Source organism: Janthinobacterium saanense (assembly GCF_014200675.1).
In the GTDB taxonomy this organism is placed as follows: Bacteria; Pseudomonadota; Gammaproteobacteria; order Burkholderiales; family Burkholderiaceae_D; genus Janthinobacterium.
Map to the genome: position 1 here is coordinate 15577 of NZ_JACHCI010000008.1, position 17749 is coordinate 33325.

16 protein-coding genes are annotated in these 17749 nt (G+C 58.1%); 5 read left to right on the plus strand and 11 right to left on the minus strand.

Annotated features, from left to right (window positions below; genetic code table 11):
• Positions 1 to 3: 3 nt before the first annotated feature.
• From mnmE to rpmH, 5 genes are all read right to left on the minus strand, one after another.
• Entirely contained in the window at positions 4 to 1383 is a 1380-nt protein-coding gene (mnmE, locus tag HDE72_RS12775) for a tRNA uridine-5-carboxymethylaminomethyl(34) synthesis GTPase MnmE (protein ID WP_183741376.1), read from the minus strand.
• 82 nt (positions 1384 to 1465) lie between these two features.
• Positions 1466 to 3199: a membrane protein insertase YidC gene (yidC, locus tag HDE72_RS12780; RefSeq protein WP_183741378.1), complete on the minus strand. Its 1734-nt coding sequence runs from the start codon at positions 3197 to 3199 to the stop codon at positions 1466 to 1468.
• 11 nt (positions 3200 to 3210) lie between these two features.
• Positions 3211 to 3471, minus strand: coding sequence for a membrane protein insertion efficiency factor YidD (gene yidD, locus HDE72_RS12785; RefSeq protein ID WP_183741380.1), 261 nt, complete (start codon positions 3469 to 3471; stop codon positions 3211 to 3213).
• On the minus strand, positions 3468 to 3914 hold the full coding sequence (rnpA, locus tag HDE72_RS12790) for a ribonuclease P protein component (protein WP_183741382.1): 447 nt from the start codon (positions 3912 to 3914) through the stop codon (positions 3468 to 3470). Before rnpA ends, yidD begins: the two co-directional genes overlap by 4 nt.
• A gap of 23 nt (positions 3915 to 3937) precedes the next feature.
• Positions 3938 to 4072: a 50S ribosomal protein L34 gene (gene rpmH / locus HDE72_RS12795; RefSeq protein ID WP_010401996.1), complete on the minus strand. Its 135-nt coding sequence runs from the start codon at positions 4070 to 4072 to the stop codon at positions 3938 to 3940.
• A 531-nt stretch (positions 4073 to 4603) separates the two neighbouring features.
• Between rpmH and dnaA the strand changes: the two genes are divergently transcribed.
• The 3 genes from dnaA to gyrB all read left to right on the plus strand — a co-directional run bounded on the left by dnaA (position 4604) and on the right by gyrB (position 9931).
• Positions 4604 to 6001: a chromosomal replication initiator protein DnaA gene (gene dnaA, locus HDE72_RS12800; protein WP_183741384.1), complete on the plus strand. Its 1398-nt coding sequence runs from the start codon at positions 4604 to 4606 to the stop codon at positions 5999 to 6001.
• A gap of 161 nt (positions 6002 to 6162) precedes the next feature.
• Positions 6163 to 7269 carry a DNA polymerase III subunit beta gene (gene dnaN / locus HDE72_RS12805; protein ID WP_034754341.1) on the plus strand — a complete coding sequence of 369 codons (1107 nt, stop codon included), beginning with the start codon at positions 6163 to 6165 and terminating at the stop codon, positions 7267 to 7269.
• Between the two features lie 163 nt (positions 7270 to 7432).
• Positions 7433 to 9931, plus strand: a complete 2499-nt coding sequence (gene gyrB / locus HDE72_RS12810; RefSeq protein WP_183741386.1) for a DNA topoisomerase (ATP-hydrolyzing) subunit B — start codon at positions 7433 to 7435, stop codon at positions 9929 to 9931.
• Positions 9932 to 10539: 608 nt separating this feature from the next.
• Here the strand turns inward: gyrB and HDE72_RS12815 are convergent.
• From HDE72_RS12815 to HDE72_RS12825, 3 genes are all read right to left on the minus strand, one after another.
• A complete protein-coding gene (locus tag HDE72_RS12815) occupies positions 10540 to 10884 on the minus strand; it encodes a cyclophilin-like fold protein (protein WP_034788561.1) in 345 nt (114 codons plus the stop codon).
• 239 nt (positions 10885 to 11123) lie between these two features.
• Positions 11124 to 12245: an MFS transporter gene (locus HDE72_RS12820; RefSeq protein ID WP_205412615.1), complete on the minus strand. Its 1122-nt coding sequence runs from the start codon at positions 12243 to 12245 to the stop codon at positions 11124 to 11126.
• A 102-nt stretch (positions 12246 to 12347) separates the two neighbouring features.
• Positions 12348 to 13439, minus strand: coding sequence for an alpha/beta hydrolase (locus HDE72_RS12825; RefSeq protein ID WP_152615395.1), 1092 nt, complete (start codon positions 13437 to 13439; stop codon positions 12348 to 12350).
• Between the two features lie 224 nt (positions 13440 to 13663).
• Between HDE72_RS12825 and HDE72_RS12830 the strand changes: the two genes are divergently transcribed.
• Positions 13664 to 14557 carry a LysR family transcriptional regulator gene (locus HDE72_RS12830; RefSeq protein WP_034788517.1) on the plus strand — a complete coding sequence of 298 codons (894 nt, stop codon included), beginning with the start codon at positions 13664 to 13666 and terminating at the stop codon, positions 14555 to 14557.
• A 116-nt stretch (positions 14558 to 14673) separates the two neighbouring features.
• Here HDE72_RS12830 and HDE72_RS12835 read toward each other — a convergent pair whose 3' ends face one another.
• From HDE72_RS12835 to HDE72_RS12845, 3 genes are all read right to left on the minus strand, one after another.
• Positions 14674 to 15219 (minus strand): demethoxyubiquinone hydroxylase family protein, encoded by a 546-nt coding sequence (locus tag HDE72_RS12835; protein ID WP_260176664.1) that lies wholly within the window; start codon positions 15217 to 15219, stop codon positions 14674 to 14676.
• 194 nt (positions 15220 to 15413) lie between these two features.
• Entirely contained in the window at positions 15414 to 15710 is a 297-nt protein-coding gene (locus tag HDE72_RS12840; protein WP_183741389.1) for a hypothetical protein, read from the minus strand.
• Between the two features lie 157 nt (positions 15711 to 15867).
• Entirely contained in the window at positions 15868 to 16770 is a 903-nt protein-coding gene (locus tag HDE72_RS12845) for an isocitrate lyase/PEP mutase family protein (RefSeq protein ID WP_260176666.1), read from the minus strand.
• On the opposite strand from HDE72_RS12845, the gene HDE72_RS12850 reads away from it, so the two are divergent.
• Complete coding sequence (locus HDE72_RS12850) at positions 16769 to 17683, plus strand: LysR family transcriptional regulator (RefSeq protein WP_183741391.1); 915 nt, start codon at positions 16769 to 16771, stop codon at positions 17681 to 17683. The genes HDE72_RS12845 and HDE72_RS12850 overlap by 2 nt on opposite strands.
• The last annotated feature ends 66 nt before the right edge of the window (positions 17684 to 17749 follow it).

The window sequence follows — 17749 nt, forward strand, 5'->3', positions numbered from 1 at the left end:
GGCTTATTTACCAATACAGAAACGGCTGAAAATCACGCCCAGCAAATCGTCGGGCGAGAATTCACCGGTGATGCTCGACAATTGCACTTGCGCCAGGCGCAGCTCTTCGGCGAACAGGTCCAGCGATTGATCGTCCTGGGCGGCGTGCTCGGCGGCGATATTCAAATGCTTGCCGGCCGATTTGAGGGCGATCAAATGGCGTTCGCGCGCCAGATACAGCGATTCGCCCGTCTGTTGCCAGCCGGCGATGCGCAGCAATTCAGCCCGCAACAGGTCGATGCCGAGATGATCGTGGGCAGACAGATAGACGTGGGTGGCGTCCGGCAAAACGTCCACGCTGGGCTTGTGGCCAGACAAGTCGATCTTGTTCCACACGCGCACCACCGGCACGCCTGCCGGGAAGGCGGCGACGATGGTTTCATCGGCCAGGGTCGGCCCTTGGTCGGCGTCAAGCAAGTGCAAAATTACATCGGCCTTGCCGATTTCGCCCCAGGTGCGCTCGATGCCGATGCGCTCGACGGCGTCGATGGTGTCGCCCGCATTGCGGATGCCGGCCGTGTCGATGATGTTGAGCGGTATGCCCTCGATCTGGATGGTTTCGCTGACCTTGTCGCGCGTGGTGCCGGCAATCGGCGTGACAATCGCCACATCGGCGCCCGCCAGCGCGTTCAGCAACGACGATTTACCCACGTTGGGCTGGCCGGCCAGCACCACATTCAAACCTTCGCGCAGCAGCGCGCCCTGCGCCGCCTGGCTGAACACTTTATTCAATGCCTCGATCACGGCTTTCAATTGGCCACGCGCATTCGATTTTTCCAGGAAATCGATTTCTTCTTCCGGAAAATCCAGCGTCGCTTCGACCAGCATGCGCAAGCCCGTCACCTGCTCCACCAGGGCATGGATGGTTTTCGAGAATGCGCCCGACAAGGATTGCGAGGCCGATTTCGCCGCCGCTTCGGTCGACGCATCGATCAGGTCGGCCACCGCCTCGGCTTGCGCCAGGTCCAGTTTATCGTTCAGAAACGCGCGGCGCGTGAATTCACCGGGCTCGGCCAGGCGCAAGCCACTGTCCTTGCCCGCTTCCAGCACGCGCGCCAGCAGCAATTGCAGCACGACGGGGCCGCCATGGCCCTGCAATTCCAGCACGTCTTCGCCTGTGTACGAATTCGGTCCCTTGAAGTGGATGGCGATGCCCTGGTCGATCAGGCTGCCATCGGCCTGCGTAAATGGCAAATAGCTGGCGTGGCGCGGTTTCAGGACCTGGGTCCCGAACAGGGCCGTCATCAGGGGAACGAGGTTTTTGCCGGAGGCGCGTACCACGCCGATGCCGCCGCGTCCGGGAGCAGTGGCGATGGCGGCGATAGGGGAAGAGTCAAGTTTCATGGGGATATTGTAGATTATTTCAGGGCAAAAGCAGGCGCAAAAAAAGCCCGCGCGAGGCGGGCTTTCGGTTCGCGGGCCGTGCTTACTTGGCGGCGGCTGGCGCGTATTTCTTGGTGATCACCCATTGCTGGCCGATCGACAGGACGTTGTTGACGACCCAGTACAGTACCAGGCCCGACGGGAAGAAGAAGAACATCACCGAGAATGCCAAAGGCATGAACAGCATCATCTTCGCTTGCATCGGATCGGCCGGGGCCGGGTTCAGCTTGGTCGTGATAAACATCGAAATCGCGTACAGCACAGGCAGGATGCACCATGGATCATGCTGGGCCAGGTCGGTGATCCAGCCTATCCACGGCGCGCCGCGGATTTCCACCGACGCGTTCAGCACCCAGTACAAGGCGATAAAGACCGGCATCTGGATCAAAATCGGCAGGCAGCCGCCCAGCGGATTGATCTTTTCAGTCTTGTACAACTCCATGGTGGCCTGGTTCATCTTTTGCGGATCGCCTTTATAGCGCTCGCGGATCGCCTGCATCTTCGGCGTGACCAGTTTCATCTTGGCCATGCTGCGGTAACCGGCAGCCGACAGCGGGAAGAACGCCAGCTTGATCAGGATAGTGAAGGCAATAATCGTCCAGCCCCAGTTACCCAGCACGCTGTGGATATGCTCCATGACCCAAAAAATCGGCTTGGCGAAGATCGTCAGCCAGCCATAATCCTTGACCAGTTCCAGACCAGGCGAGACCGGTTCGAGCAGGTGGGCAATTTGCGGACCCGAATACAGCTTGCTGTCCAGCGCAGCCGAGGCGCCTGGCGCCAGGGTAGGCAGGGACACCACGTTGCCAATCGCGTACAGATTGGTCGACAGTTTCTTGGTGAAGATATCGCGTGCAATATTTGCTGGCGGTATGAAAGCCGAGACAAAGAAGTGTTGCGAAATAGCAAACCAGCCGCCGTCCGCTTTTTGCGGATGCAAGCCCTTCATGGCCGCGTCCGTGCCTTTTTTCTCATCTTCCAAGGTGGCTTTTTCGATTTTCTCGAACGTCAGCTTTTGGTACTTGTCTTGCGGCGTGTACAGGGTTGGACCCGTGTAGCTGCTGTTGAAGAAGGAATCGGTGACAGGTTTGTTGCCGTCATGAACCAGTTGCATGTACAACTGTGGCGAAACTGGCGTGGTGCCCACGTTCGATACGTCATGGCGCACGTCGATTACGTAATCGCCACGGGTAAAGGTAAACGTCTTGGTCAGCTTGACGCCGCCTTGCACCGCTTCCATCACCAGTTGAACTTGCTTGCCATCACCCAGGGTGCGCACGCCAGGCAATACCGTAAAACCGGTGTTGTGCGTAGGGAAAGGACCGCCGACCAGGCCCGATTGCGCCAGGTAGGTGTGGTTGACGCCTTCGTCGAACAGCACTTCATTTTCCTTGCCGGCGTCAGGCTGGCAAGCCTTGAACAGGCCGAAGCAGCCGCCGAACCAGCCCGGATTGCCCGCGCCCTTGAATTTCAGCAATTCCAGACGCTTGACCTGGCCACCCAGTGTATCGATATCGACCTTGATGACATCGGTGGTGATGGTAATGCGCTCGCTCTTGAAAGCGGCAGGATCGGCGCTATCGCCAGGCGCGCCCGTGGTCACGCCGCCGGTCGCCGGCAAAACGGTCGCGGCTGGGGAAACGGGGGCCTTCGCGGTTTGTTCCGTGTTCGAGGAGAACATCGACGGCTTGCCGTTCGAGATCATCCATTCGTTCCAGAGAATTACCAGCGAGACGGAAAACACGATCCACAGGATGGTACGTTTATTGATATCCATTAGGGTATTTGTCAGGAGTGGTTGCAACCGCAAGCGGTCGTTGAAGATTGTTTGCCATCGGCCGGTGGCACCGGATCGACGCCCCCTTCATTCCAGGGGTGGCAACGGCACACGCGTTTGGCAGCCAGCAGGCTGCCCTTGGCGGCACCGTGCACGCGCAACGCTTCCATCGCGTAATGCGAACAGCTAGGATAGAAACGGCAATTCTGTCCCAGCACGGGGCTGATCAGTAACTGATAAGCACGCAGCAAGAACAGCAGCAGGGTTTTCATGGCACAGAAGGTGCTGGCGGTGCAGCAACAGCAGACGAGCGGGCCTGGGCGGCGACTTGTGCCGCAAACAAACGGCTCAGTTCATCACGCAGTTCGGCTTTCAGCCTGGCCGTGGTGGCCGGACCATCCTTGCTGTTGACGGCGCGCGACAGGCGCACCACACAGTCGACCGGCGGCAGCGCGCTGTTGCGAAACAGCTCGCGCGTCACGCGCTTGATCGTGTTGCGGGTCGCCGCGCGCGGCGCGAAACGCTTGGCCACAACGACGCCCAGCCGCGCATGCGGCAATTGATTATGTCGGGTGTACAGCACAAAATGCGCTGTTTTTTGCGAAGGGCGCAAACGAAAAACGGATGAAAATTCATCCGTTTTAACGATACGCCGAAAGCGCGCGAAGTCGTGTGAACCTTCGCGGAAATTGCCGACTGGAGTACAGCTAGCCACGCGATCAGCTGTCAACGACAAGCCTAGACGGCCAGACGTTTGCGGCCTTTTGCGCGACGTGCGTTGAGCACATCACGGCCACCACGGGTAGCCATACGAGCGCGGAAGCCGTGCGTACGCTTACGGCGAACGACGGAAGGTTGGTAAGTACGTTTCATGTTGGTCTCGCTAAAAACAAAAAAAATGCAAAATCGGGTCTGACGTCCCGTCAGTTTTTGGTGCCAATGACAATCGCGCACTTATGCCAAGGCACAAGCTGGCCAATCTCATCGCCCGCTTAAACGCCTAGCAAATCTGCTAATGCGTCGTTAATCCACGCTTAGTCCATATTGTCGTTCCAAATGAATAAACACGGAATACGGGCGGGGAACCCTGAATTATTCAGCATATGGCCCCCTGTTGTCAAGGATTGCCGTGATCGCCAGGGATTTTCCATCTGGCGCCATAGGGCGCTATGCCGCACCAGCACTGGGTAAGGGCGAAAAAACAGCAAGGATAAGTCGCGTCTTATACACATGCCGCCACGCCTTCCACATAAAAATAAGCGCCGCGCCTGTGGATAACTTTGACGGTCGGGAGTAGAATAGCGCGTTACGTGTGGCGAGCCCTCGCGCGACGCCGGCCTTGCAACACGGTGCACGCAGGGCAGAATCGATACGCCCTCCCACACCTTTTCACATAGACGATTCATGGATAATTTCTGGCAGGCCTGTTCCGCGCAGTTGGAACTGGAGCTGACACCGCAACAATTCAGTGCGTGGATAAAACCGCTTATCCCTCTCGATTACGAAGAGGGCAAGCTGCGCATCGCTGCGCCCAATCGCTTCAAGCTCGATTGGGTCAAGACCCAGTTCGCCAGCCGCATTACCGCATTGGCCATACAATATTTCGAAGCGCCCACGGACGTGCAGTTCGTGCTCGATCCGCGCCTGGCATTGCCTAAAAAACCAGTTGCCGCCAGCACCCCGGCCAGCGATCCGAATGGCGGCGCGCCCAGTGCGCGCAGCGCCGTGGAAGCGCCCCCGAGTGTGCCGGAACTGAGCATAGGCGCCGCGCCGCGCCGCGAGCAAAGCCGCATCAACACCGACCTGACCTTCGACAGCTTCGTGACCGGCAAGGCCAACCAATTGGCGCGTGCCGCCGCGATCCAGGTAGCCAACAATCCGGGCGTGTCCTACAACCCGCTGTTCTTCTACGGCGGCGTGGGCCTCGGCAAGACGCACTTGATCCATGCTATCGGCAACCAGGTAATGGCCGACAATCCGGGCGCGAAGATTCGCTACATCCACGCAGAACAGTATGTTCGCGACGTAGTGACCGCTTACCAACGCAAGGGTTTCGACGACTTCAAGCATTACTATCACTCGCTCGACATGCTGTTGATCGATGATATTCAATTCTTCGGCGGCAAGAGCCGCACGCAGGAAGAGTTTTTCTATGCCTTTGAAGCACTGATTGCTGCCAAGAAACAGATCATCATCACCTCGGATACCTATCCGAAAGAAATCACCGGCATGGATGACCGCTTGATTTCGCGCTTCGACTCGGGCCTGACAGTGGCCATCGAACCGCCGGAACTGGAAATGCGGGTGGCGATTCTGTTGAAAAAAGCCAAACAGGAAGGCGTGACCTTCTCGGACGATGTGGCCTTCTTTGTCGCCAAGCACTTGCGCTCGAACGTGCGCGAACTGGAAGGCGCGCTGCGCAAGATCCTGGCCTACTCGCGTTTCCATGGTAAAGATATCACCATCGATATCGTCAAGGAAGCCCTGAAGGACTTGCTGTCGGTACAGAATCGCCAGATTTCCGTGGAAAACATCCAGAAAACAGTAGCCGACTTCTTCAATATCAAGGTCGCCGACATGTATTCGAAGCGCCGCCCGGCCAATATCGCCCGGCCGCGCCAGATCGCCATGTATCTGGCCAAGGAATTGACGCAGAAGAGCTTGCCGGAGATCGGCGAACTGTTTGGCGGCCGCGACCACACGACCGTGTTGCACGCCGTGCGCAAGATCGCCCTGGACCGCACAAAAAATCCGGAATGCAACCACGAACTGCACGTTCTTGAGCAAACGCTAAAAGGCTAGAGCACGCAGCCGCAACACTGGCTCAAATCGTGCTTTACCCTTATTATCTGGAAGAGAGTCCGCGGCCGATCCGTCGGACTTTGCAGAGCAGCTTCCAGAGCAACATTGTTAAATAAATACGTTAAACTAAGTATTGTTAAACCTATAGATTGAGGATAAATATGCAATTGGTCAAAACCACCCGAGATACCCTTCTCCGGCCACTGCAGATCGTGAGCGGTATTGTCGAGCGTCGGCACACTATGCCGATTCTGGCCAATATCCTCATCCGCAAAGACGGTGAAAATGTCTCCTTCCTGTCCACCGACACCGAAGTGCAGATCACCACGCACGCGGAAATCGGTTCGGGCGCCGATGTGACGGGCACCACCGTGGCCGCCCGCAAGCTGCTCGACATTCTGCGCGCGCTGCCCGAATCGGGCGACGTCACCATGACCCTGCTGAACAAGCGCCTGACCGTGCAAACGGGCAAGTCGCGCTTCGCGCTGCAAACCCTGGCGGCGGAAGAGTTTCCAACTGTGCAACAAGCGGAAAGCTACAACGCCAGCGTCACCCTGCCGCAAAAAACGCTGAAACACCTGTTCAATATGGTGCATTTCTCGATGGCGCAGCAAGACATCCGCTACTACCTGAACGGCTTGCTGCTGGTTCTGGATGGCAATAACGTGATCGCCGTGGCGACCGACGGCCACCGCCTGGCTTTCTGCCAGGTGGCAACCGAGCAAACTTTTGCGCGCCAGGAAGTCATTATTCCGCGCAAGACCATCATCGAACTGCAGCGCCTGCTGGAAGAAAACGATGAGCCAGTGCAACTGGACATCGCCGCCAACCAGGTAAAACTGACCTTTGCCGACATCGAGCTGATCTCGAAACTGGTGGAAGGCAAGTTCCCTGACTACACGCGCGTGATTCCAAAGGGTTACAAAAACGACTTCACGATTGGCCGCGATGAACTGCTGCGCTCGCTGCAACGCGCCGCCATCATGACCAGCGACAAGTTCAAGGGCGTGCGCTGCATCATCACCCCGGGCAGCATGAAGATCAGCTCGACCAATGCCGACCAGGAAGAAGCGGTCGAGGAACTGGAAATCGACTACGGCGGCGATTCCGTCGACATCGGCTTCAATGTGACGTATTTGCTGGACGTGTTGAACAACCTGAAGTGCGAATATGTCAATATCGCGCTGGGCGACTCGAATTCGTCCGCACTCATTTCGATTCCAGACAATGCCGACTTTAAATATGTCGTCATGCCAATGCGCATTTAAAAATAAGGGGCGGACCCTCGGGACTCGGCGTCCCCGTCTGACCCCAGCATTTCGCCGTTGGGTTAAATGCAATATCACGCAATCAAGAAACCCAATGAAAAGCTGGGGTCAGACCCGAAGGGTCTGACCCCGGAACAGTAGCAGTTAATTGAGAAAGCAGTCCATGTCCGAGAATCCACAAGACACCCCGATCCAGGCCAAAACGGAAGAATACGGCGCCTCCTCCATCCAGATCCTGGAAGGCCTGGAAGCCGTACGCAAACGCCCCGGCATGTATATTGGCGACACCTCGGACGGCACCGGCTTGCACCATCTGGTGTTCGAAGTGCTGGACAACTCGATCGATGAATCGCTGGCCGGCCACTGCACCGAAATCCACGTCACCATCCACGCGGATAACTCGATCTCGATTACCGACAATGGCCGCGGCGTACCGACCGGCCTGAAAATGGACGACAAGCACGAACCGAAGCGTTCGGCCGCTGAAATCGTCATGACCGAGCTGCACGCCGGCGGCAAGTTCGACCAGAACTCGTACAAAGTATCGGGCGGCTTGCACGGCGTGGGCGTATCGTGCGTCAACGGCCTGTCGAAACTGCTGAAACTGACCATTCGCCGCAACGGCAAAGTGCACTACATGGAATTCGTGCGTGGCGTGCCGCAAAACCGCATCGTCGAAATGATCGACGGCGTGGCCACTTCGCCTATCCAGGTGATCGGCGACACCGACAAGCGCGGCACCGATGTGCACTTCTGGGCCGACGAACAAATCTTCACGCATGTCGAATTCCACTACGAAATCCTGGCCAAGCGCATCCGCGAACTGTCCTTCCTGAACAATGGCGTCAACATCAAGTTGTCCGACCAGCGCACCGGCAAGGAAGAAGTATTCGCCTTCGAAGGCGGCACCCGCGGTTTCGTGGAATACATCAACAAGGCCAAATCGGTCTTGCACCCGACCATTTTCCAGGCCACCGGCGAACGCCTGTCGGACCAGGGCACCAACATCACGGTCGACGTGTCGATGCAGTGGAATGATGCCTACAACGAACAAGTGCTGTGCTTCACGAATAACATCCCGCAACGCGACGGCGGTACCCACCTGACGGGTCTGCGCGCGGCGATGACGCGCGTGATCAACAAATACATCGATGAACACGAATTCGCCAAGAAGGCGAAAGTGGAAATCAACGGCGACGACATGCGCGAAGGCCTGACCTGCGTGTTGTCGGTGAAAGTGCCGGAACCGAAATTCTCGTCGCAGACGAAAGACAAGCTGGTCTCGTCGGAAGTACGCGGCCCGGTCGAAGAGATCGTCGCCAAGACCCTGGCTGATTACCTGCAAGAAAAACCGAACGACGCCAAAATCATTTGCGGCAAGATCGTCGAAGCGGCGCGCGCGCGCGAAGCGGCCCGCAAGGCGCGCGACCTGACCCGCCGCAAAGGCATCATGGACGGCCTGGGCCTGTCGGCCAAGCTGGCCGATTGCCAGGAAAAAGACCCCGCCCTGTGCGAACTGTACATCGTCGAGGGTGACTCGGCAGGTGGCTCGGCAAAACAGGGACGCGACCGCAAATTCCAGGCGATTCTGCCACTGCGCGGCAAGGTCCTGAACGTCGAGAAGGCCCGTTTCGAAAAAATGCTGTCCTCGGAGCAGATCACCACCCTGATCGCCACCCTGGGCACCTCGATCGGACCGGACGAATTCAACGTTGAAAAACTGCGCTACCACCGCATCATCATCATGACCGATGCGGACGTCGACGGCGCCCACATCCGTACCCTGCTGCTGACCCTGTTCTACCGCCAGATGCCGCAACTGGTCGAACGCGGCCACATCTACATCGCGCAACCGCCGCTGTACAAGGTCAAGGCCGGCCGCGACGAGCGCTATCTGAAAGATGACGCCGAAGAAGCTACCTACATGATGACGGTGGCCCTGAACACGGCCGTGCTGGTGCCAAAAGAAGGCGCAGAAGGCCTGTCCGGCGACACCCTGGCCGAACTGGTACGCAAGTTCAACTTGTCGAACAGCATCATGACACGTCTGACCCGCGTCATCGACCGTGCCGCCCTGACCGCCATCATGACCGGCGTGCAGCTGGACCTGTCCACCCTGGAACTGGCCGACACCTCGGCGCAGGCCCTGCAAACGGCCATCAACGACCCGGCCGTGAAAGTGCACGTGCGCTCCGACGACCTGTCGGAAAAACACGTGCTGCGCATCGAACGCATGCATCACGGCAACATCAAAGTCAGCTCCATCGACGCCGACTTCGTGCAAGGCCCCGACTACGCAGTCCTGACCAGCGGCGCCTCCACCTTCGAAGGCCTGATCGGCCCAGGCGCATTCGTGCGCCGCGGCGAAGGCGAGCGCATCAAGGAAATCGCCGTCACCGACTTCCACCAGGCCATCCAATGGCTGCGCGACGAAGCCGAACGCACCGTCACCAAACAGCGCTACAAAGGACTGGGCGAAATGAACCCGGACCAACTGTGGGAAACCACCATGGACCCCACCGTGCGCCGCTTGCTGAAAGTGCAGATCGAAGATGCGATTGCTGCGGATCAGATCTTCACGACGCTGATGGGCGATGATGTGGAGCCACGTCGGGCGTTTATTGAGAATAATGCGTTACGGGCGGGGAATATTGACGTTTAAGCGTCATGTAGCACGTAGGGCGCCAAAGTATCTGCAACTGGCGCCACAATTTTGCGACTAAAAACCGTTAGTTTGTGCGACTGGCCTATTGTTTTCGCTAAGCTGAATGCAAAAGCCGTGCAGAATTAGTCAGTAACTGATGACACGAGGATTGAAAATCCTTGTGTCGGTGGTTCGATTCCGCCCTGGGCCACCAAGAACATACCTCACGCAACGGAAAATCCTGGTGTCCGGTATATTTCCCGCTCACCGCGCCACCCAGTACCGGTAACCTACCAAATCGTCCAATCGACCATATTCCCCCCTGCTGACCTGTGCAGATATCAAAACAGAGTTTGATCGTTCGGTTATTGTCTCAGGTCTGCCAGCTACAGGGAACGGCGTGGTGAATAAAGCAGTGGTTCCACAGGAGGATCGCAGTCCTGAATATTCTCATCACTGCCGCCACCTGTTCTCACTGACTGCCGCCACTCAATTGCATAAAGCGCCGCCAACCGTTCTCATTGCTCACACCGCCAGCGCTTAGCGGGCGTTGCGGCCATCACCCTAGGAAGCTACGAATGACTGCTTCCGCCCCAAAGCGGTCATTGTGCAAGCCATGTGAGCGTTCATTTGTATCTAAGAAACTCGACCCTAGCGCCGTGCTCGCCCAGTGCATGGGCCAGCCCAACCGGATTTGCCACGCGACCAACGTTTGAGTAGGAGTACGGTGAAGTAAATGCCTTATAGAAGACAACCAAGGTCTTCGAGCCGTACAGCAAAAGGTCGCCATTGCTGATCATTTCCATCCTAGTCGCGTTAGCCGGCAGCGCCCTTTGCAGATCTGCATACTTCTCGTTTCCGTTGAGTTCGGCCATATCCAGCGTCAGCGGCAGCATCTTGGCAAATGCATGCCCGGTCACGTTGTCGGACAAGATGACGACGAAGCGACGTTCTCCAACAACCATCCACATACGCGACTCCTCGGGCCTCAGGGATGCGCTAGCCGCAACCGGGGCAAGAACGAATGGCGCGGAGGCGGACTGCTGTCGGGCCTCGCAAGCGCCGAGGGGTAGCAAGCATAGCAACAGGCCCAGCCCATGCAGGCCACCGGATAGGCGGCGCTCGCTCATGCTGGTTACTGGATGCTGGGCGCCGTTGCGAACCTCTAGCTTGCGTGTAACCATTGCTTGCTCCTTCGTTGGTAGCCGGCTCAGCTTGCCTGCAGCGCTTGCGAGCGCGAGGTTAGGAAGGCAGCCAGAAGCAGTACGGCTGCACTGGCGATGAACGTGCTCTGATATCCGCTCTTGTCGAACAGGAAGCCGCCGATCGTGGAACCGAGGGCGATGGCGAGTTGCACGACGGCAACCATCAACCCGCCCCCCGCCTCTGCATCGCGCGGCAGCGTTGTAGCCAACCATGACCACCAGCCCACCGGCGCAGCGGTCGCGACAACGCCCCAGATGCCCAGCAGTACCGTCACGGCAGCAACCTTGCTGCCAAAGAGGGTCAGCGCCACGGCGATCAATGCCATCAGGACGGGAATGGCGACCAGCGTCCGGGGAAAATTCCAATTCAGGAACTTGCTGATGACGGTGGTGCCGATAAAGCCGCCTGCGCCAATCGCCAGCAATATCAGCGACAGCGTGGATATGTCTACGCGCGTCACGCTTTCAAGGAATGGACGCAAATAGGTGAACAAGGCGAACTGTCCCATGAAAAATGTGCTGACAGCCAGCATGCCCAGGGCAACCTTCGGGTCCCGCAGCAGTGTGAAGACCTTGCGCGAACCCGCCGAGCTAGCCTGGGGCGGCATGGAAGGCAGACTGATCCACTGCCAGACAAAGGCAACCAGGGCCACTGGCACCAGGCAAAGGAAGGCACCACGCCAGCCGATGACGGAACCGAGGTAACTGCCCAGGGGCGCGGCGACAACGGTCGCCAGCGCATTACCGCCATTGAAGATGGCCAGCGCGCGCGGCACCTGATGGGAAGGCACAAGGCGCATCGCGGTGGCGGCCGACAAAGACCAGAAGCCGCCAACCACCACGCCGATTAGCGCACGTCCCGCCATGTACAGAAAATAGTTCGGCGCCATCGCGACGACGGCCCCAGAAACGGCCATCAGTGCGGTCAGCCCCAGCAGGAGCGTCTTGCGGTCCATGCTGCCAGCGATTGTGGAAATCGACAGGCTGGTGAGTACGGCGAAGGCGCCGGAGATGGCAATGCCCTGTCCTGCCAAGCCTTCGCTGACCAGGAGATCCTTAGCCATGGGCGTCAACAGGCTGACGGGCATGAATTCCGAGGCGATCAGCGCGAAAACGCACAGCGTCATTGCGAAGACCCCGCCCCACATGGCCGCTTGCGTAACGGCATCAGCGTGCCCGTGCACGCCACCTGGGGTTGCGTTGCTGATTGGTGCTGTCATGGGATGCGCCTACGCCAGATTCTTGTGGAAGAATGCGTTCAGCTTGTCCCAAGGGATGAGCTTGACCCGGTCATACAGATCGACGTGCCCTGCGCCTGGTACGATCACCAGTTCCTTCGGCTCCGCACTGAGGCGATAAGCATCTTCGCTGAACTCCCGGGAATGCGCTTGGTCGCCCGTGATGAACAACATGGGGCGCGGGGAAATCGTCTCGATATCGTTGAACGGGTAAAAGTTCATGAACTTGACGTTGCTGGCCAGCGTAGGGTGAGTCGTCAGCTCACGCGACGCCCCTGCCGGCGTGAACTCGCCGCGCGAGGTGCGATAGAAGTCATAGAACTCGCGCTGGATGGGATGCGTATTGGCATCGAGCTGGTGCACGGTACCGCCGGTGTACGCGATTGCGCCACCGGTAAATTCCACGTAGCGCTGTTGCGCCGCCTCGCCAATGATCTGCTTGCGTTGCTCTAGCGTCTGCGAGTGGTTCAGCGCATTTCGGTTGGCGGCACCCATGTCGTACATGCTGACAGTGGCAATGGCCTTCATGCGCGGATCGATCTTGGCGGCACTGATGACGAAACTGCCGCTGCCGCAAATACCGAGAACGCCGATCCGCTCCCTGTCGATGAATGGCTGGGTGCCCAGATAGTCTACTGCGGCGCTGAAGGCTTCGGCATAGATATCAGGTGCCACGGCATTGCGCGGTTGGCCGGCGCTTTTGCCCCAGAAGGACTGATCGATGGCCAAAGTGACGAACCCCTGCTCCGCCAGTTTCTGCGCATACAGATTTGAACTTTGCTCCTTTACCGCGCCCATCGGATGGCCGATGATGATCGCCGGATGCTTGGCATTGCGGTTGAGATCCTTGGGCGTGAACAAATTGCCGACGACCTGCATCTGGTACTGGTTGTTGAAGCTGACCTTGCGCGCAGTGACTGTCGCGCTCCTGTAGAAGTTGTCCGCTTTGTTGGACATGTCCGTCACGGGCCTGTTATCGGCGGCGAACGCGGAACTGGGGGCAACGGAAAGGCTGCCCAGCACGGCCATGCCGGTGCCAGCAGTCTTCAGGAAATCGCGGCGCGCTACATCATCTATGTTCATGTTTGTTTCTCCAGTTCGTTCGGTATGGGCTGGGCGTATTACGTTTAGCGACATCGTACGTGGCGGTTACCGCGTCGGCACACCGAAAACTCGAACAAACATATGTGCTACAGCCATGAATACTCTGTATATTTATATCTAAATTCACACATTCCCCTTGATATCATAGGTAGCTGGGCAGCACGCCGAGACATCATCAACTGCAGGTTTCAGGAATCATCAAAATGGCCAGAGATAATATTATTGATATTCTTATATTTTTCGAGGTCGCTCGCCAACGCAGTTTCACCCGTGCCGCCATCAAGCTAGGCATGTCCCAGTCCACTCTCAGTCACATCATTCGGGATCTGGAGGCCCGGCTGGGCGTGCGGCTGCTCAATCGTACGACCAGGAGTGTTTCGCCGACCGAAGCAGGCGAGCGCCTGCTGACCAATGTCGCGCCGCGGCTTGATGAGGTCCATGCCGAAATCGCTGCTGTCAGCGATTTAAATGGCAAGCCAGCGGGTACGGTGCGCATCACTGCTATCGACCACGTTATCGATACCCTGCTGTGGCCACGGCTGGCACCGGTGCTGCCTCACTATCCAGACCTGAATATCGAGATTCAATCAGATTACAAGCTGATCGATATTGCCGCGGACCGTTATGACATCGGAGTACGCTATGGAGACCAGGTGGCGGAGGACATGATTGCTGTCCGGCTCACGCCCGACATTCCTACCATGATCGTTGGCTCACCTGCCTACTTCTCTTGGCATATGCAACCCACCAATTTGCATGACCTGATGAAGCACAATTGCATCACACTGCGGCTCGCAGGCAGTGGCGGCATCTACGCGTGGGAACTGCAGCATGATGGACGCAGCGTGGAAGCTAGGGTGAGCGGCCAGGCCGTGTTTACCAGCGCCGTGCCCATGGTACAAGCGGCCTTGAGCGGCAATGGCCTGGCGTTCGTCACGGAAGACCTGGTTGCGGGACACATACGGGAAGGCCGATTAATCAGCGTCATGAGCGACTGGTGTAAAAGGTTTCCTGGCCTCCATGCGTACTATCCCAGCCGCCGCCACGAATCGAGGGCACTTCGGATTGTTGTCGAAGCTATTCGTCACAAGGAGTAAGCCAAGGAGCTGATCGTCAGATCAGACCGCGCCTAAATTGATGTGTCCGAGCCGCTGCAACATACAGCCCATATTTCTGACCGTCTGCTTCTGGCCGGTTGCAGACGTTCAGATGCCTACAGGCGCATTCCCAGCCATATGACTGATTCAGTAGCGCGAGAGACTGCGGAGCTAAGTATTCGCCCAAACATGCCGATCGGGTAATTGTGATTCGCTGCCGAATCATGATGCTCTTGCTCATCGTTTAGAATGCCAGAGATGGCGGAAACTGCCTCGACGTCCTGTGCCAGGAGTTCAATCTGATGACGCAGATGGCGAAGCACTGTTCGCTCAACAGCTACTGTCGTAAGCGATATTGCGTGCGCACCAAGTAACCCGGTTCCGATTCCCAGAGCATAACCACCCGCCGCACACAGCCAATAACTCTTGCAACGGCTCAAACCACGACGTTTGAGTTCGTTGCCAAAAATAGTCCGGTGCTTCTCTTCATCCACCTTGAAGGCCAACAGCTCCGGTAAAAGCGACTTTGCAGTAAAGCGCGCCATAAAAATCTGACCCGTGTAGATGCTGACGGCTCCATGCTCACCAGCATGGTTCACTTTCATTACCCGCCCAGCCAAGTTAGTTGCCTTCATCGATGCCGAAAATCCTTCGCGTTTCATTTAGAATGACTGGCAGCTCTTGGCCGGTTGCAGCCACCGTCACCCCAGGCTTGGAAATATAGAGGGCACTGTATAGAGCATTAATCCATTATGAATAGCATGTGCTACGTAGGACGCCCAAAACGCAGGAAGATATCCCAAAGGCCGCAAAATCATGTAGCTAAGCGCAAACAACGAACCTGCGAGAAGCGCACTTATTCCGTGAAGGATACCCGGAGAGTCAATCTCATAACCGGACACTGATTCTCCTGCCGGACATTTGACTCCTCATCTACGCCTGCGTTTGCGCCAAATATCGGGGCGAGATCCACGCCCTCGAGCATATGTTCGGTCATGCACCACACCCCACCGCCGAGATAGCGATTGCCTTGCTCATCTCGGACGAAAAAACCAGAACCGCCCTGAATGACCATCACGACCTTTGGCGTCAATGCAGGCAACGACACATTGACGATAAACGCAATCAATCCTTGGGCAAACGCGCCGCTCACCCTGCCGGATCTTAGTAGGCGAAGCTAGTTTTCTTGCACGGGGCTCGGTGTTTCTAGTTCTTATGATGTGCACATGGTGCCACCGGCGGCGCCAGCCGCAACTGCCGTCCGGCCCGCATGGCCGATTCACGTGTGCAGCCTGTGCTGCGACGTGGACTCAGAAGGCCGCGTTCACGTCGCCGTACGGTGCGGCGCCTGCCAGCAACGGCTCGCTGCGCCCGTCCGTAAGGAAGCCCCGCACCAGGGCCTGCGTCTGCGCCCACATAGTCTGCGGCAGCCACGAGCCCGCGCTGACGCGGCGAACTCCCAGCGCCGCGAGTTCGTTCACAGGCGCCAAACCTGGCCAGACGATCACATTCAACAGCAGCGGCGTGCCGGCCGCAATGCGGCGAATCTCATCCTGCGCGGTCAGGCCAAGCACAAACAAGCCATCGGCGCCTGCAGCATGATAATCCGCCGCGCGGTGCAACACCTCATCGGCTTCTTTGCCCGCCACAACAAGCTTGCGAGTATATACGTCCGTACGAACATTGATATACAGCGGCACGCCCTCACGCTGCGCCGCTGCGCGAATCGCCTCGATCTTGCGGCACAACAGCGCCGGCTCTTCGCTGCCATCCTGAATATTGATACCCACCGCGCCAGCGTCCATGAAGCGAGCCACATTATCAGCCACAACAGCCGCGCCGCTTGCATAGCCGCCCTCCACGTCCACGCTGAGCGGCACATCAAGCACGCGCGCCATGCGACGCACAGCCGCCACATGCTCGTCCATCGGCAGCACATCGCCATCGCGATAGCCAAGCGACCAGGCGACACCGGCGCTGGTGGTGGCAATCGCCTGAGAGCCCAGGCTGGCGATCAGGCGGGCGCTGCCTGCATCCCAGGCGTTGGGCAGGCGAAGGGGTTGGGTTTGCAGATGCAGGTCGCGGAACATTCGGGCTCTCCTTGGCAAAGAAGCCCATTCTATCCATGTTGATTTCGCGCGATAATAGCCTAAAATCTCACATATTCTGTTGCCATTGACATCAATTAAGGCGATCCAATCGATGGAATCCATGGAAGCACCCTCTCTGCAATTAGTCCGCGTCTTCGTCACCGTAGCTCAATGTCGCAGCTTCGCCCGCGCCGCCGGTGCAACCGGCATGACACCATCGTCCATCAGCCGCCTGGTCAAGCAGCTGGAGGAACAACTGGGCGTGGTGCTGATCAACCGCACTACCCGCACCATGTCGCTGACCGACGTAGGCCAGCGCTACTTCGCTGAATGCAGCGCAGCCATGAATCAGTTGCACACCGCCTACCGCAATGTGCGGGAGCAGCAGGATCTCGTGCACGGCCTGCTCAAGGTCAGCGCGCCGCTGGCTTTCGGCCGCATGCATGTAGTGCCGCATTTATCCGCCTTCATGCAGGCCTATCCCGACATCGAGCTTGATGTAGTGATGACGGACCGTTATGTGGACATCGTTGGCGAGGGCGTGAGCGTAGCGATTCGCATCGGCAAGATGGACGATTCCGCTCTGGTGGCACGCAAGCTGCTGAACAACCGCCGTGTGCTGGCCGCTTCGCCATCCTATCTGGCGCGTGCAGGCACGCCGGCCTCCCTTGACGAACTGAAGCGCCACGAATGCTTGGTCTCCACGGCCAGCCACGATGGCGAATCGTGGCGCCTGTTCGGGCCAGATGGTGAGTGCAGCTTCCGGCCACGGGGCCGGCTGCGCGCTGACAATGGCGAAGCCGTGCACCGCTTCTGTCTGGATGGGCATGGCCTCGCCTTCCACTCCGCCGTGGCCATGGCGAACCCGCTGCGCACGGGAGAGCTGGTCCAGGTGCTGCCTGGGTGGACGGGACGCGAGACCGGCGTCTACTGCGTTCGCCCTCCGCAAACTCCCGGCCCCACTGCACGTGCCTTCCTCGCATTTCTCCTCGCCCGCTGGCAGGCTAGCCCTGATCTCGCTCCTTACGTAGTCTGATGTTATATTTCGCGCAAACTTCAACAACGGGACCTGAATGACACGCCTGCCTCTCTACCTCGCCGC

Bases quoted from the DNA above. Each gene is read 5' to 3' on its own strand.
- gyrB (WP_183741386.1), top strand. From the start codon at position 7,433: ATGTCCGAGAATCCACAAGACACCCCGATCCAGGCCAAAACGGAAGAA.
- HDE72_RS12835 (WP_260176664.1), bottom strand. From the start codon at position 15,219: ATGAAACGCGAAGGATTTTCGGCATCGATGAAGGCAACTAACTTGGCT.
- dnaA (WP_183741384.1), top strand. From the start codon at position 4,604: ATGGATAATTTCTGGCAGGCCTGTTCCGCGCAGTTGGAACTGGAGCTG.
- dnaN (WP_034754341.1), top strand. From the start codon at position 6,163: ATGCAATTGGTCAAAACCACCCGAGATACCCTTCTCCGGCCACTGCAG.
- HDE72_RS12830 (WP_034788517.1), top strand. From the start codon at position 13,664: ATGGCCAGAGATAATATTATTGATATTCTTATATTTTTCGAGGTCGCT.
- HDE72_RS12825 (WP_152615395.1), bottom strand. From the start codon at position 13,439: ATGAACATAGATGATGTAGCGCGCCGCGATTTCCTGAAGACTGCTGGC.
- HDE72_RS12815 (WP_034788561.1), bottom strand. From the start codon at position 10,884: ATGTGGATGGTTGTTGGAGAACGTCGCTTCGTCGTCATCTTGTCCGAC.
- HDE72_RS12820 (WP_205412615.1), bottom strand. From the start codon at position 12,245: ATGACGCTGTGCGTTTTCGCGCTGATCGCCTCGGAATTCATGCCCGTC.
- rpmH (WP_010401996.1), bottom strand. From the start codon at position 4,072: ATGAAACGTACTTACCAACCTTCCGTCGTTCGCCGTAAGCGTACGCAC.
- HDE72_RS12850 (WP_183741391.1), top strand. From the start codon at position 16,769: ATGGAAGCACCCTCTCTGCAATTAGTCCGCGTCTTCGTCACCGTAGCT.
- mnmE (WP_183741376.1), bottom strand. From the start codon at position 1,383: ATGAAACTTGACTCTTCCCCTATCGCCGCCATCGCCACTGCTCCCGGA.
- HDE72_RS12845 (WP_260176666.1), bottom strand. From the start codon at position 16,770: ATGGATTCCATCGATTGGATCGCCTTAATTGATGTCAATGGCAACAGA.
- yidD (WP_183741380.1), bottom strand. From the start codon at position 3,471: ATGAAAACCCTGCTGCTGTTCTTGCTGCGTGCTTATCAGTTACTGATC.
- yidC (WP_183741378.1), bottom strand. From the start codon at position 3,199: ATGGATATCAATAAACGTACCATCCTGTGGATCGTGTTTTCCGTCTCG.